Below are 15,033 nucleotides of genomic sequence, written 5' to 3'. Positions count from 1 at the left end.
ATTATGAGAATTTCGTAATATCCAAAACATATTTTCCAATCTTGTGAGAAAATATCAAAATTAACATTTTAAAAAAATCTGTGATCGGTTTTTTCATAAATTGCTTTTAAAAAATTTAACAGTTTATTTTTTCAGGTATAAATTTCTAAAATAAACAAAAGTGATCGATCATAAAATAGATCCATTAAATGAAATATTTCAAAATAAGAGATTTATAATTTAAAAAAAATTCGAATTTTAGGGGAGTAATGGAAGAAAAAGAATTTCGCCTAATGGCAGACATGTTAAAAATAGCAATCAAACAAGAAAGGGAGCTTACATCTGACGAGGTGTATGGATTGATGGCCTGCTTCAAACAATTAGCCATATTGAAATAATATTTTATAATTTAATTCATTTTTTTATTTTTGAGATTTAGATTCTTCAAAATACTCTGGTTCATATTTTTCATTAAGATAATTTACATCATAAATAAAAACTATGAAAAGTATCTATTAGTGTGAAAGAGCAAAATGAAAAAATCACATGTTGGGTATGCAGTACAGAGATTATCGAATATTTTGAAATACGTTACAAAGGTAAAAGAGGCAAATGTACTTGTTGTAACATTGATTTTCCTTTAGAATAATCAATTCATAGTTAAAAATAATTCAAATCATGGTTTTAGAAATACCTTTAGTGTATCAGGCTTTTTTGCATGAATTATTGCTTCTTGAAACTTCTCAAGAGGGAATGTAGAATCAATCATGTCATCAACTGCAATCATTCCGGTAGCGAGTGCATCAATTGCAGGTTTAAACAAACCACAACGAGAACCAACGAGGGTTATTTCATTTACTACAGCTGGAGTCAAATCTAAATTTTCTCTAGAAGCAATAGTTGATTTTAAGATTACAATTCCACGTGGTCTTGTTAGTTTCAAAGTATCAGAGAATCCTGAGTTACTACCTGTAGCTTCTATCACTAAATCAAAAGTAAATTCATCTGAGGGTTCAATTCCAATCTTTGTTTTGATTCCTAGTTTCTCTAAACTTTGTAGTTTATTTTTGTGTCTACCAAAACAGGTGATATTCTTACAAGATAACTTTATCACTCGTGCAATTAATTGTGCCAACCTTCCATCACCAATCACTGCAACATTCCATATAGGATCAAGTTTTACTTGTTCCTTGATTTCAAATGCTGCTGCTAGCGGTTCTACAAAGACAGCTTGTTCATCACTAATTGAATCAGGTAAAACATGCAAGTTTTTTTCTGGAAGTGAAACAAACTCTGCAAATGCTCCATTTCTTTTTAAAATTCCAAGAACTGTTCTGTTAGGGCAATGACGGGACATTCCGTTTTTACAAGAATTGCAAACTCCACATCCAGCATTAATTTCACCTACAACTCGTTTTCCAACTAGTTTAGAATTTTCTGATTTTTCTACAGTCCCGACAAATTCATGACCCAAGATTCCATTATACTTCATGTACCCGTTTAGGATCTCCAAGTCAGTTCCACAAATTCCCGCCAAGTTTACTCTAACTAATGATTCAGAAGAAATTGGTTCTGGATAGTTTTGATCAAAAATAATTTTTTTGCCATCAAAAAAAGCAGCTTTCATCAAATCATTTCATAAAGTATCCAATTTTAAAATACTGAAATTTTTTAAAATTAAAAGCTCAATTTTAAATAATTTAGTGAGGACAAAAATCATGCCAAGAATTTCACATTTCGATATACCTGCAGATGATCCTGAAAGAGCACAAAAATTCTACAAAGAAGTATTTGATTGGAAATTTGAGAAGTGGGATGGACCAATGGACTATTGGATGGCCACCACAGGAACAGAAGAGCCTGGAATTAACGGTGGGTTGTCAAAAAGAATGACAGGACAGATAGGAATCTCAAATACAATCAATGTTCCATCGATAAATGAATATTCTAAAAAAATTCTAGAAAAAGGAGGGCAGTTAATTGTTCCAAAAATGGCAATTCCAAAAATTGGATGGTTTGCCCAGTGCACGGATACTGAAGGGAACATGTTTGGAATTATAGAAATGGATGAGAAAGCGCATTAATCCATACAATTATGAAAATACAAATTTTACCACATTAGAAATAAATCTTGGAATTAGTAAAAAGTGCAGAACTACTTGCCAAAAAGAAACATGCAGGACATTTGAGAAAGGATGGCAGTACCTTCTCAAAGCATCTAGAAGATGTAGTGAACAGACTCAAGAGTTTAGGTGTTATTGATGATGAACTTCTAAGTGCGGGATGGCTTCATGAGATTATTGAAGATACAGATGTAAGTTTTGATAATTTGTATGAGCAGTTTGGAAATAGAATTACTGTAATTGTATCATCTTTGACTGAAGATAAAACACTACCTAGAAAACAAAGAGAAAAAACATACAGAATACAACTCAAGCAAGCCTCATTTGAAGCAAAATTAATCAAACTTTGTGATATTTCAGCAAACTTGAGTGATTTAAAAAATTATGATGCATCAAAATCAAAAAAACTAAGAGAGATAAAACAAAAGAGAAATCATTTATCAATCATTAAAAAGGATTTGATGAATTCAGATTTTCCTAAAATTACAACATTATTAGAAACAATAAATCATATTTTAAAGAGATATGGTCAAAGAGATATCAATTAGAATCAGAAAATAATTAATTGTCTAGCCATACTTCATATAGGCTAGATTAATAATCAGAAAGTTTTCTAAAAAATACAATTGAGTTACAAGTTTTTAGATCATGCAACAGATGCAATCATAGAGGTTACTGCAAAAGATATCAAAGAGGCATTTGCTGTAGCAGCAGAAGCAGAAATTAATCTCACACTTGATCAAGACAAAGTTGAAGAAAAAGAAAAGAGAGACTTCAATGCAAGTGGTAAAGACTTACGTTATCTTCTTTTCAGCTGGCTTGAAGAGATCCCATTTCTTATGATTACAGAAGGATTTGCAATAAAACGAATAGAGTTTGATCTTAAGGAAAAAGACGGTTATGCCATAAGTGCAACAGCATATGGGGAGCCACTTGATGTGCAAAAGCACAATTTCAAAGTAGAGATAAAGGCTCCAACATTTTATGACATGGAAATTAGAACAAATGGTGAAGTATACATGAGATTTTTACTTGATTTATGAGCGTGGTGAAAATTTCTTTGCTTAAAGCAAGAAGAAATTATACGTGTTTTTTAAAAATAAACTCTAGCAAGCATACATTGTGCTCATAAAATTATCTGGGTTATCGGCATTATTGTTATTGCTAGTTGTAATGACACCGGCTTATGCCAATGTAACTTCAATGTCCCTAGAAAAGGGGTTTTACACAACTGATGAGAGTTTCAAATTAATTGGAACCCAAGACGGGAAAGAAACCGTTTTCATCATAATTCGTGATGCAGGAGGTAATTTCAAAGGGATGCTATCTGATCCTTCACCAGATCAAGGGGAATTCACCGCAATTCCAAGACCGGTTCCAAATTTCTTTACCAGTGAAGGAATCTATAATGCAACAGCTTTTGTCGATAGTCAAAAAGAAGAAGAAGGGTTTACAATAAAACTAGAATTTGATGGAAAAAAATTGTTTGAAGTTCCAGACTTTGTATTAGAACTAAAATCTATTGCGAATAGATCAGTTGAAGTAGAAAAAACTATTTCATTTACTGCGGGTCTAATTGATAGCTCAATTACAGATGTAGTTTTTAGTTTAGAGGGAGAACCAACTGGTGCTACAATTGATTCTAGTACGGGCAAGTTTGTTTGGACTCCAACAAAATCACAAGGAAACATACAAGATGTCTTTTACACATTTGACATTGTTGTAAATAAGGGAAGTCAGGAAGACAGAGAAAAAATAACAATTACTGTAAAAAAGGCATATGAGGAGCCTGCACCAAAACCAAAACAAACCATACCGGAACCAGAACCTGAACCATTACAAATTCCAGCTTCATTCGTTGATGAAACAAAAGATCCGCAGAGTTATGTTGACAGATACAACAATGAGGCAAGCTACAAGAAATGGTTTGATGATAATTTTTCAGAGTATGAGTCAATTTATCAGGCAGTAGGAATTGAGGAGCCATTACAAATTCCAGCTTCATTCGTTGATGAAACAAAAGATCCGCAGAGTTATGTTGACAGATACAACAATGAGGCAAGCTACAAGAAATGGTTTGATGATAATTTTTCAGAGTATGAGTCAATTTATCAGGCAGTAGGAATTGAAGAACCTAAAGAATTAGCAGCATTTGTTGATCCAAATTTGGATCCTCAATACTATATTGACAGATACAATAGGGAAGACACATACAAGAAATGGTTTGATAAAACATATCCAGACATAACAATATACGATGCTGTAGGTATTCAAGAACCAGTAATTGAAGAACCAGTAATGGATGAACCAGAGAGTGGCGAGTGTGGAGAAGGAACTGATTTGGTAGATGGAGTATGTGTAATTATTGATAATTCTGGAGGAGGAGGTTGTCTCATTGCAACTGCAACATATGGTACAGAGATGGCCCCACAAGTTCAATTACTAAGAGAAATTCGTGATAATCAATTAATGAACACTGAATCTGGTGCATCATTTATGTCAGGATTTAATCAAATCTACTATTCATTCTCACCAACAATTGCAGATATTGAAAGGGAAAATCCAGTATTTAGAGAAGCAGTAAAGATTGGAATTACTCCATTACTATCATCATTGTCAATTCTATCATTTGCAGAATCAGAATCAGAAGTTTTAGGTTATGGAATAGGTGTCATTATGATGAATATAGGATTGTATTTTGTGGCACCTGCAATTATAATTTTAAAATCTAGAAAATACATGAAAATTTAAAAAATTTTGCAAATATTGTTAACCTCAATTGATCAAATGAGTAGTGAAATTAATTATCCAGTTTAATAAATTTCCCTTCAAGGAATTAATTAAAACTTGAAGATGAAAATAATTTTTAGTATACTATTTCTGCTTTGTATAGCATCAATTCAAAATGTATATGCTGAGCCAGAATTTGCCTTCAAATTTGGAACAGTAGGCTCAGACAAAGATGAACTTGACACACCAACTGATGTTATTATGGATAAAAATGGGAAAAATCTCTATGTTGTAGATAGCAAGAATAACAGAATTAATGTTTTTGAGGATGATGGGGACGATGATTTTCTTTATGGTTCATTTTGTGATATTGTAGAAATTCAGAATTGTAATAGTAATGCAGATGGTGCAGATGAAGATGGGGATGGTCAATTCAACGATCCTGTCAGCATTGCCAAGGATGCATTTGGGAAATTCTTTGTTGTAGATTCAGATAATGCTAGAATTCAGGTATTTGATGATGATGGAGAATTTCAATTTAAATTTGGTTCATCAGATAGTGGTATTGATGAATATCTTGGGTCAGCTATAGGAATCACAATACAAGAATCAACAAATAATATTTTAATTTCTGATATTGAAAGGGATTCAATTTCCGTTTTTGATTCTTCAGGTGATTTTCTGTTTAAATTTGATTCATTTGATGGAAACGATGATTTTCAAAATCCAACAAACATGATAATGGATAACTCTGAAGATATGTTATATGTTACAGATTCAGGAAATGATAGGATTATAATTTTTGAACTAGTTGACGATACAACTTGTCCTAGTGGAACTGAGGAATCAGTTGATGGTGTTTGTTTTGTCAAACAGTTTGGCACTTCAGGGGATGATAATGGGGAATTTGATGATCCCTCGGGTCTAGCATTTGATTCAACCAATAATCTACTTTATGTTTCAGATACGGACAACGATAGAATACAGATATTTGAAATAATTGATGGTACAACTTGTCCTAGTGGAACTGAGGAGGTTATAGATGGTGTTTGTTTTGTAGAAGAATTTGGTACTTTGGGAACAGGTAATGGGAATTTTGATTCTCCTATGGGAATAGCACTTGATCCAACAAATGAATTATTGTTCGTAGCTGATTCAGATAACGATAGAATACAAGCATTTAATGTAAATCCAGAACCAGTTGCATTAATTCCAGATAAGCCAGACAATCTAAAGGCATTTCCAGTATCACCAACTTCAGTAATGATTTCTTGGGATGAACCGATAATGGATGAAGATGTACCTAAAATCACGGGATACAAGATAGAATACAAAATTAGTTCAGGAGACTTTATCATAATTACTGCAAACACTGCAAGTACATCTACATCATTTATTCATCAAGGACTGGATTCAGATGAAGTTTATTTTTATCGGGTATACTCTATTAATTCAGAAGGCACAAGTGTTTCTTCATCAACTGTCTCTGTAAAACCAGAACATACCACAACTCCTACAGCATTAACTGCAACAGCAATTTCTCCCAGTCAGATAAAGCTTTCATGGTTACCACCATCAGAAACGTTTGGTCAAACAATTAAAGGATATGAAATCAAACGAGAAATTATTCCAGGAGTCTATGATGATGTAGGTGAGACAAATGGCAGCACTAGAACATTGATTATTAGTAATTTAGCAACTGACAAAACATACTCTTTTGCAGTAAGTGCAAAGATTGGGTTTGGTTCTACACAAGAATCAAACACAGCATCAGCAACTCCAAGAAATGATTCTGTAGATACAACAGAAGAACCTATAGAATCTACGGCAGTTCAAATGACAGTTTCTTCACCACCAATAAAATTAACAGCAACAGTTGTTTCAGGAACTCAGATCAATCTATCATGGAGTCCACCAGTTATGGATGGAAATACTCCAATAACAGGTTATAAAATTGAAGTGAAAAAAGATAGTAATCCATACACTACATTAGTTGAAGATTCTGAAAGTACAACTAGAACATACTCACATACAAACCTAATTACAAATACAAAGTATACGTATAAGGTCTCAGCAATTAATAATGTAGGAACAAGTGAGCCATCAAATGAATTTTCTGCTACACCAAAATCAACAAATGTCCAAATCAGTCCTATAGGGAAACTTACAATTGACGAAGGAAAATTCCTATCTTTTATTGTTAAACTTGTAGATAATTCAGTAAAGGATGTCGTATTTAGTTTGGAAAAAAATCCACCAGCGGGTGCAAAAATTATTTCAAACACAGGCATGTTTTCATGGACTCCATCAACATCAGATGGTGGGAAAACATACACATTTGATGTTGTAGCAAAAAAGGATGGATTATCAGATAAAAAAGCAATTACAATTACTGTAAATGATATTGTAGGTAATTCAGAACCTGAAACAGAGCCAGAAACAGAGCCAGAAACAGAGCCAGAAGAGCTTGGATTAGCATCATTCGTTGATGAAACAAAAGATCCGCAGAGTTATGTTGACAGATACAACAATGAGGCAAGCTACAAGAAATGGTTTGATGATAATTTTTCAGAGTATGAGTCAATTTATCAGGCAGTAGGAATTGAGGAGCCATTACAAATTCCAGCTTCATTCGTTGATGAAACAAAAGATCCGCAGAGTTATGTTGACAGATACAACAATGAGGCAAGCTACAAGAAATGGTTTGATGATAATTTTTCAGAGTATGAGTCAATTTATCAGGCAGTAGGAATTGAAGAACCTAAAGTTGTAGAGAAAAAGTTTGGAATATGTGGTCCCGGAACAAAGCTTATCGAAGGGGTGTGCACAATTATTGAGAAACCAGTTGTAAAACCTTGGTGGCAATTTTGGTAAGTATCAAAAAGGGTTAAGTTTTAATCATAATGTTTTATCAGAACTAACATGGGAAAGCTAAGTCGAAATCTTAGAATTTGTGGTGACTGTGGTATTGCATATACTTCTGTCAGCTTTACAAAATACATAGACCAATGTCCTATGTGTAAATCAAGGAGATTTGAAGCAATTCCACTAAATATTGATAAGGATTAAGTTACAATCATTGAGCACTAAGATGACTTTGGTTTGATTGGATATCAATGATTGAGTTTTGAACATATTCCATTGAACAAGTTTGAGAACAAAAATCACTATACCGATTCTCAAATTCAATATTGCAATTCTTGCAAGTTCTTTTCATAATGGCAATATCTATTTTTAGCATATAATCAGAAAGTTATTTTATTCATAGTGCTAATTTGTGGTAAAAAAAGTAGGCTAGATTTTTTAATAGAGGGGTTTTCTTGTAATCAATGTCTGAAGATCCAGAAATTCAAAAAATAATGCAAAAAAAATTAGCAGAAATGCTTGATCAAAAAAACCAGCCAAAAATTGAGCCTGGAATAATAGATTTGAATGGAACAAATTTTGATCAGGTAGTATCAGCTGATAATCCAACATTAGTAGATTTTTGGGCAGAATGGTGTGGTCCATGCAAGTCTATGCATCCAATATTTGAGAGTCTTTCAAAAAAATACCCCAATGTGAAATTTGCTAGAGTGAATGTAGATCAAAATCAGAATATTTCAATGAAGTTTGGCGTACAATCAATTCCAACATTTATCATGTTTAAGTCAGGCCAGATTGTAGATAAAATGATGGGAGCAGTTGGAGCCCCCGGAATTCATATGATTTGTAAAAAACACACTCAATAATTAATAACCATAAATTGGTTCTTTTTCTCTCTGAATTCTAACTATATCATTTAGAATTTCTTGTTCTTCAGGACTTAGTTTATGCATATACTTGGTAAGTAATTTTTTAGCTTCAGGGGATGGAGGAAACGTATAGAAAACTTCTTCTTCAAAAATTTGTCTTCCAATTGTCACATCGTTAACAGAACATGCAACTTCATCACCTGCCTTTGCAGAAGATACTGTTTTTTTATCAAGTTGTAATTGGTGAATTGTTCCAACTTTACGTCCAGACATATTCATAAATGGGATTTTATGTTTTAGAGTTCCAACATCTACACGAACACCAAATACTGCAGGATTGTTATTTCTAAAGACCATTCCTTTAAGAAAACTAAATTTTGCTATGGGGGTTAATTCTGCAAACATTGCATCTTCTTCGTTTGCAGTATCTTCTTCAACCCATGCATTGTAATTGTCAATCAGGCTATAGATTACTCGATCCTCAAAAATTTTGATATGGCTATCTTCAGATTCCTCTTTTGCATCAGGTAAAATCTTTACATTAAATGCCAAAATTATTCCAAGATGTCTATCATTTTCTTTGATTGCTTTGGCTTCCATTATGTCTCGTCTATTCACAGGGCCTATGTCGGCTTTTGCCACGGGTACTTGTGATCGTCTTAGCATCTCAACAATTGCCTCAAGCGAACCTATAGTGTCACATTTGAGGATTATTCCATTTGTTTCGGTATCAATGAAGACCGATTTCATTTCAGCCTCAATTAGTTTAGTAAATTTTTCAATCTCAGCATCATTTCTAGCAACATACAGAGTACTTCCAGGAAGTACACCTTCAAGATCTGGAGATGCAATTTTTAGGCCAGCTGCTGCGTCAACTTGTGGTACTGGTTTGAATTTATCTCGAGGATCTCGCATTTCATCAAGAGGTTTTGGTAATAATATGGCCTTAGGTTTTGTAACAATTACAGAATCTCTTTTTGCTACAACAATGCTATTTTCTTTTTTTATTGATCCATCAATTAGAATGATGTTGGCAGTTTGTCCCAATCCTACTTCATCATTTACTTCCAAAACTATTCCACGTGGTTCTTTTTCTTCCTGATTGAGCCTTTTCTGAAGATATTGTTGAGTCAATCCTACTAAAACACTTAGAAGTTCAGGTATTCCAACACCAGATCTTGCAGAGATTGGAACAATGGCAATTTCGGATTTAAAGTCTTTAACACGATAAAATGCCTCTGATTGATATCCAAGAATTGACAGGGTACCTACAACATCATAGATTTTTTGATCAAGATCAGTCTGAATTGATGCGTCTTGTTCTTTGATTGCTTGGGAAATGAATTTTGTTTCTGATTTTCTCCATCCAGAAATTTGATCACATTTGTTCAGAGCTACTACAAAAGGCACTTTCCTGCTCTGCAAGATTTTCAGACTTTCATTGGTTTGCGGTTGAAATCCACGATTTACATCAACTACTAAAATTGCAATATCAGCAGCTGAACCCCCACGTGAACGAAGATTTGTAAAAACTTCATGTCCGGGTGTATCTATTACTAAAATTCCAGGTACCTTGTGTTCTGCCTGTTCAAGTTTTTTGTATAGTATTCCACATGTTTCTTTGATTGTCTCAGATGGAAGAAAGCTTGCACCAATATGTTGAGTAATACCTCCTGCTTCTCTACCTTGAACCCCAGTTCCACGAATTCTATCTAAAAGAGATGTTTTTCCAGAGTCTACGTGACCAAGAACTGCCACTATGGGCTGACGAATTTGCAAATCAGATCACTCAAATGCTACCCTCGATTCGTGATCAAAACTTTCTTGTGAATCTGATGCGTGAATAATGTTTTCACTAAATCCTAATCCATAATCTCCTCTTATGGAACCAGGTTCAGCTTCAAATGATTTTGTAGCTCCAATCATTATTCTAGTAGTTGCAATTGCATTATTACCTTCAATAATTGCTGCAACTACAGGTCCTGATGTGATAAAGGATGTCAATTCACCAAAGAATGGTTTGTCTTTATGCACACCGTAAAAGTTCTCTGCTTGTTGTTGAGAAAATGTAAACATCTTTAATTTTATTAGTTTGAATCCTTTTTTTTCAAATCTTGATATTACTTCACCAACTAGATTTCTAGCTACTGCATCTGGTTTTACAATGAATAGAGATTGTTCAGTCAATGCTACTTCTTTCTAATGCCGCCTTTGACGTATTTCTTTGTCCACTTTAATTTTCTTGGATCACGTTTTAATTCTAGCATATTCTTTTTGCATTTTGAAGAGCAAAACCATAAAACGGTTCCATCATTTTTGGCAAGCATTGTTCCAGAACCTTTGGCGACAGGTCTGTCACAGAAATTACATGGTTTAACTAAAAGACTCATATCATATCACCTATTTGATTTTCTTTGCTTCTCTCTCTGTTTCTCTTAGCATTAGAATTTCTCCTACTCTAACAGATCCTTTGACGTTTCTTGTAAGTATTCTACCTTTATCTTTACCAGTAAGAACTTTCACTCTAACCTGAATAACTTCACCAGCAATGCCAGTTCGTCCAACAATTTGAATAATTTCAGATTGAACTACTTCTTCAGCGTTTTGACTCATTCTTCAGTCTTACCGCCTTTAATTTTAGCAATTGATGATACAACTTGGTCTACGATGTGTTGTGCATCACCAGCATCCAAAATTGCTGCAGCGGCAGAAGTGATATCAATACCCAAAGACTTACCTAATTCTTGTTTGTTTGGTACAAATGCATATGCTGCACCTTGTTCCTCACATAGAATTGGAAGATGTGCTACTACCTCAGGTGGTTCTACATCTTCAGCGATAACAATTAGTTTGCTAGTACCACGTTCGATTGCCTTTGTGGCTTCGTTAGTTCCTTTCTTTACTTTACCGCTAGTTGATGCTACTCTAACTGCCTCTAAGATTGGATTTACGAGGTCCTCTGGCGTTTCAAATTTAACATAATATGATTTTCCCATACTTCGTCACCCTTAGGGTTCATTCTCCATTCTCTCAAAACGTTGGAATGGTTTTAAAAGTGTTATCGGGAAATGATTGTCTTGACTTTTTTGAGGTATTCAGACATCAAAGAGTCTAGTTTATCTTGATTTTCAGCTTCTGCATATACTCTAACTATTGGTTCTGTTCCACTAGGTCTAATCATTACCCAGTTTTTGGGATCATTTGAAATTTTGATTCCATCTGTGACATCTGAGTTTGGGAACGCTTCTTTAAGAGAAGAGATCAATTCTACTACTTTTTCAGGGGGGCATGATACCTTGTCCTTTGTAGTAAAGGAAGGAGGTAAAAGAGAAACCTCATCAGAAAGGGATTTTCCAGAAGTTGCTAAAAGATCAAGCATTAATCCTAATGTCATACAACCATCTCTTACTTGGTTATGCTTGCCATACATGAATCCACCATTTTCTTCAAATCCAATTAAAGCATTAGTTGGAACCATCTTTCGGGACACTTCAACACTTCCAACTTTGGTACGGATAACTTTGGAATTAAACTTCTCAGAAATTTTTTCTATATTAGATCCTGAATTCAAACAAGTTACAACCAAAGAGTTTGGGTTATTCGATAAGATATGTTGGGTTAGTAAAAGTGCAGACTTGTCACCAGTTAAAATATTACCTTTATCATCACAAAAGATACTTCTATCCCCATCACCATCAAAAGCAATTCCAACATCTGCATGATTTTCAAGTACTGTCTTTGAAAGTGCTGAGAGGTTTTGAGGTGTTGGCTCTGAACCTCGTCCTGGGAAATTGCCATCAATATTTTGATTTACCAAAAAAGTTTCACACTGTAACTTTTTACAAAAATCTGGTGCAGATACTGCCTGTGCACCATTTCCTAAATCTAAAACAACTCTAAACTTTTTTGATTCTATAATACTAGAATCAATATGAGCCAAAATTCCATTAAGGTAGGTCTCAATTGTCCTCTCCTCTGTTCCTGTAGTACCCCATTTGGGAGGATTTGTAATCCAGTTTTTTTTAAGGTAAATATCTTCAATTATTAATTCATCATCTCGGGAAATCTCTACACCATCTTTTGCAGCAGGCTTGATGCCATTGTATTGTGGTGGGTTGTGTGATGCAGTTATCATGATACCACCAGAATATCCTAAACTCTTTACACCAAATTCAAGACATGGTGTTGGAACAATTCCTGCAACATTACAGTCAATACCAATTGAGTTAAGAGCTGAGCTTACAACCTTGCATATGATAGGACTTGATTCTCGTCCATCATATCCAATTAAAACAGGTCCTCTCTCAAAGTAAGTTCCAATAGCCAAAGTCATATCATGTACAAATTCTAAAGTAAAATCTTCGGAGAAAACACCACGTATTCCATTAGTTCCAAAAAATTTTGCCATGAAAGTATTCAATAATAGATAAATTTGTGTTTAATGGCAAAATCGTTGCGGGAGTCGCCCAGCCTGGTCAAAGGCGTAGGGCTTAGGACCCTATCTCTTAGGAGTTCGTGGGTTCAAATCCCACCTCCCGCACCATTTTATTTCTGTGAATGATTAATAATGAGAAAGTCTTCATCAAACAAAGTCATGAAAAAGACAGTAGTTGGAATTACAGTTGTTGGTAAAGATAGAGAGGGAATTGTAGCTGTATTTACTAATTTTGCATTTTCAAAAGGCGGTAACATTGAGAAAGTAAATCAGAATGTAATCAAAGGTCTTTTTGGAATGTATTTAGAAGTATCATTCTCAAAATCACTGGATGTAAAGAAATTTGATTCAGAGATTCAAAATTTGGCTAAAAAAGAAAAGATGGATGTAAGTACTCATCATGAAACTAATTCACAAAAAAATATTGCAGTATTTGTAACAAAAGAGCCATTATGTCTTGAAACTATTCTTAAAAATGCAAAGTCTCTAAAAGGAAAAATATCAGTTATAGTTGGTACTGAAAAAACATTAGAGCCACTAGCAAAAAAAGCAAATATTCCATTTGTATCAGTAGAAGAAAAAAATCAAGACAAAGCAGAAGAGAAAATTATTCAAATCTGTAAAAAATATGACATTGATTTGATCACACTTGCAAGATACATGAGAATTCTTAGCCCTAACTTTGTTTGGAGATATCCAAATAGAATCATTAACATTCATCCTTCACTGTTGCCTGCATTTCCAGGCGCATTAGCATATGCACAGGCTTTTGAGAGAGGCACAAAAATTGTTGGTGTAACTTCACATTACGTTACGGAAAACTTGGACCAAGGACCAATAATATTTCAAGATTCATTCAAGGTTGATCCTAATGATACTCTTGAAAAAATAAAAGCAAAGGGGCAAAAACTAGAGGCAGATACACTGCTCAAAGCAACAAAGATGCATCTAGAAAACAAGCTGGAAGTTCGCTGGAGAAAGGTTCACATCAAATCTAAGTGAATCAGATGGTAGAAATTAAATCTCAATTTGATCCAAATCTTAGAAGATTAATTTTAAAGAAAAAACAAGTTGCAGTTATTCCAGTAGGTTCAATTGAGCAACATGGTCCACACTTGCCAATATCAACTGATACAGATATTGTAACGGAAGTTGCAAAAAGAATTTCCGAGATAAAGGGATTTTTCCTACTTCCAACTATCACATATGGCGTTTCATTTGAGCATGCACCATTTTTCAATCTAAGTATTAAACAATCAACTCTCCGTACAGTTATCTCTGATTTGTGTATGTCATTATTATCAAATGGCATTAAAACAGTTTTCATAATTAATGGGCATCATGGTAATCTTAAACCAATAAAAAATATGGATACCAGATTAAAGAAACTCTCAAAAAACAAGCTAAAGGTTTTTTCATTATCATATTGGCATTTTATGAAAAGGGAGTTTGATCATGCAGGGTTTGTCGAAACATCACTAATGCTTGCAATATCAAAAAATGTCAAAATGAATTCGGCTAAAAAAGGACTCATCACAGACAAAATGACAAAAAAAGAAATTCAAAAACTTGGAAAACTGGCAAATCAATCATTTCCAAAAGCTACCAAAAATGGAATTTGGGGAGATCCAACAAAAGCTACAAAGAAAGATGGACAAGCAATTTTAGCTGAAATCATCAATAATCTATCAAAAAGGTGTCAAACTTGCCTTACTGGGCATAGCTCATAGTTTCACCAATGGAAATTTAATATAACGCCTCAATATCCAAGTCAATAAGTGATTATAGATGTCCGTTGATATGGCAGTAAAAGTATTGGATGAGAGTATTAATCAAGTCGTATTGATAAAGCTCAAAGGAAACAAAACCATTAGAGGAATGCTTCTAGGTTTTGACCAACACATGAACCTGCTACTCGATTCTTCAGAGGAAATTCCTGCTGAAGGCGATTCTAAAAGCCTTGGAAGCATTGTAGTTAGAGGAGACAATGTCGTTATGATATCCCCTCCACCAGCACAACATTAGGTGATTT

18 protein-coding genes and 1 tRNA gene are annotated in these 15,033 nt (G+C 34.1%); 12 read left to right on the top strand and 7 right to left on the bottom strand.

What is annotated here, in order from left to right; translation table 11 throughout:
- Positions 1 to 248 precede the first annotated feature (248 nt).
- Complete coding sequence (locus C6990_RS11040) at positions 249 to 377, top strand: hypothetical protein (protein ID WP_255465304.1); 129 nt, start codon at positions 249 to 251, stop codon at positions 375 to 377.
- Between the two features lie 278 nt (positions 378 to 655).
- On the opposite strand, the gene C6990_RS07040 is transcribed toward C6990_RS11040, so the two are convergent.
- Complete coding sequence (locus C6990_RS07040; protein WP_182129849.1) at positions 656 to 1,606, bottom strand: MDR/zinc-dependent alcohol dehydrogenase-like family protein; 951 nt, start codon at positions 1,604 to 1,606, stop codon at positions 656 to 658.
- A gap of 91 nt (positions 1,607 to 1,697) precedes the next feature.
- On the opposite strand from C6990_RS07040, the gene C6990_RS07035 reads away from it, so the two are divergent.
- The 7 genes from C6990_RS07035 (at position 1,698) to trxA (ending at position 8,563) form a co-directional block, all read left to right on the top strand.
- Positions 1,698 to 2,063 (top strand): VOC family protein, encoded by a 366-nt coding sequence (locus C6990_RS07035; RefSeq protein ID WP_182129847.1) that lies wholly within the window; start codon positions 1,698 to 1,700, stop codon positions 2,061 to 2,063.
- Between the two features lie 47 nt (positions 2,064 to 2,110).
- Positions 2,111 to 2,650: an HD domain-containing protein gene (locus tag C6990_RS07030; protein ID WP_182129846.1), complete on the top strand. Its 540-nt coding sequence runs from the start codon at positions 2,111 to 2,113 to the stop codon at positions 2,648 to 2,650.
- Between the two features lie 78 nt (positions 2,651 to 2,728).
- Positions 2,729 to 3,145: an archease gene (locus C6990_RS07025; RefSeq protein ID WP_182129828.1), complete on the top strand. Its 417-nt coding sequence runs from the start codon at positions 2,729 to 2,731 to the stop codon at positions 3,143 to 3,145.
- A 79-nt stretch (positions 3,146 to 3,224) separates the two neighbouring features.
- Positions 3,225 to 4,853, top strand: a complete 1,629-nt coding sequence (locus tag C6990_RS07020; protein WP_255465303.1) for an Ig domain-containing protein — start codon at positions 3,225 to 3,227, stop codon at positions 4,851 to 4,853.
- Between the two features lie 102 nt (positions 4,854 to 4,955).
- Positions 4,956 to 7,706, top strand: a complete 2,751-nt coding sequence (locus C6990_RS07015; protein WP_182129826.1) for a fibronectin type III domain-containing protein — start codon at positions 4,956 to 4,958, stop codon at positions 7,704 to 7,706.
- 48 nt (positions 7,707 to 7,754) lie between these two features.
- On the top strand, positions 7,755 to 7,901 hold the full coding sequence (locus C6990_RS07010; RefSeq protein WP_182129824.1) for a hypothetical protein: 147 nt from the start codon (positions 7,755 to 7,757) through the stop codon (positions 7,899 to 7,901).
- Between the two features lie 260 nt (positions 7,902 to 8,161).
- Positions 8,162 to 8,563, top strand: a complete 402-nt coding sequence (trxA, locus tag C6990_RS07005) for a thioredoxin (RefSeq protein WP_182129822.1) — start codon at positions 8,162 to 8,164, stop codon at positions 8,561 to 8,563.
- Here trxA and infB read toward each other — a convergent pair whose 3' ends face one another.
- From infB to glmM, 6 genes are all read right to left on the bottom strand, one after another.
- The gene (infB, locus tag C6990_RS07000; RefSeq protein WP_182129820.1) at positions 8,564 to 10,345 is read right to left on the bottom strand and encodes a translation initiation factor IF-2; all 1,782 of its coding nucleotides are present in this window, start codon (positions 10,343 to 10,345) and stop codon (positions 8,564 to 8,566) included.
- A 6-nt stretch (positions 10,346 to 10,351) separates the two neighbouring features.
- Positions 10,352 to 10,753, bottom strand: coding sequence for a nucleoside-diphosphate kinase (gene ndk / locus C6990_RS06995; protein WP_182129818.1), 402 nt, complete (start codon positions 10,751 to 10,753; stop codon positions 10,352 to 10,354).
- 2 nt (positions 10,754 to 10,755) lie between these two features.
- Positions 10,756 to 10,956 carry a 50S ribosomal protein L24e gene (locus C6990_RS06990; RefSeq protein WP_048118108.1) on the bottom strand — a complete coding sequence of 67 codons (201 nt, stop codon included), beginning with the start codon at positions 10,954 to 10,956 and terminating at the stop codon, positions 10,756 to 10,758.
- A 10-nt stretch (positions 10,957 to 10,966) separates the two neighbouring features.
- Entirely contained in the window at positions 10,967 to 11,179 is a 213-nt protein-coding gene (locus C6990_RS06985; RefSeq protein WP_182129816.1) for a 30S ribosomal protein S28e, read from the bottom strand.
- On the bottom strand, positions 11,176 to 11,562 hold the full coding sequence (rpl7ae, locus tag C6990_RS06980; protein WP_182129814.1) for a 50S ribosomal protein L7Ae: 387 nt from the start codon (positions 11,560 to 11,562) through the stop codon (positions 11,176 to 11,178). Before rpl7ae ends, C6990_RS06985 begins: the two co-directional genes overlap by 4 nt.
- Positions 11,563 to 11,624: 62 nt before the next feature.
- On the bottom strand, positions 11,625 to 12,974 hold the full coding sequence (gene glmM, locus C6990_RS06975) for a phosphoglucosamine mutase (RefSeq protein ID WP_182129812.1): 1,350 nt from the start codon (positions 12,972 to 12,974) through the stop codon (positions 11,625 to 11,627).
- 47 nt (positions 12,975 to 13,021) lie between these two features.
- Between glmM and C6990_RS06970 the strand changes: the two genes are divergently transcribed.
- The 4 genes from C6990_RS06970 (at position 13,022) to C6990_RS06955 (ending at position 15,026) form a co-directional block, all read left to right on the top strand.
- A tRNA-Leu gene (locus tag C6990_RS06970) sits at positions 13,022 to 13,109 on the top strand.
- Between the two features lie 51 nt (positions 13,110 to 13,160).
- Positions 13,161 to 14,003, top strand: a complete 843-nt coding sequence (locus tag C6990_RS06965) for a formyltetrahydrofolate deformylase (RefSeq protein ID WP_182130629.1) — start codon at positions 13,161 to 13,163, stop codon at positions 14,001 to 14,003.
- Between the two features lie 5 nt (positions 14,004 to 14,008).
- Positions 14,009 to 14,731 carry a creatininase family protein gene (locus C6990_RS06960; RefSeq protein WP_182129810.1) on the top strand — a complete coding sequence of 241 codons (723 nt, stop codon included), beginning with the start codon at positions 14,009 to 14,011 and terminating at the stop codon, positions 14,729 to 14,731.
- Between the two features lie 58 nt (positions 14,732 to 14,789).
- Entirely contained in the window at positions 14,790 to 15,026 is a 237-nt protein-coding gene (locus C6990_RS06955) for an LSm family protein (protein WP_048118126.1), read from the top strand.
- The last annotated feature ends 7 nt before the right edge of the window (positions 15,027 to 15,033 follow it).

It is taken from the genome of Nitrosopumilus sp. b3, from assembly GCF_014078525.1.
Lineage (GTDB): Archaea > Thermoproteota > Nitrososphaeria > Nitrososphaerales > Nitrosopumilaceae > Nitrosopumilus.
Note: the sequence above shows the minus strand (reverse complement) of the source record. Positions and strands in the feature narration are given on the sequence as shown.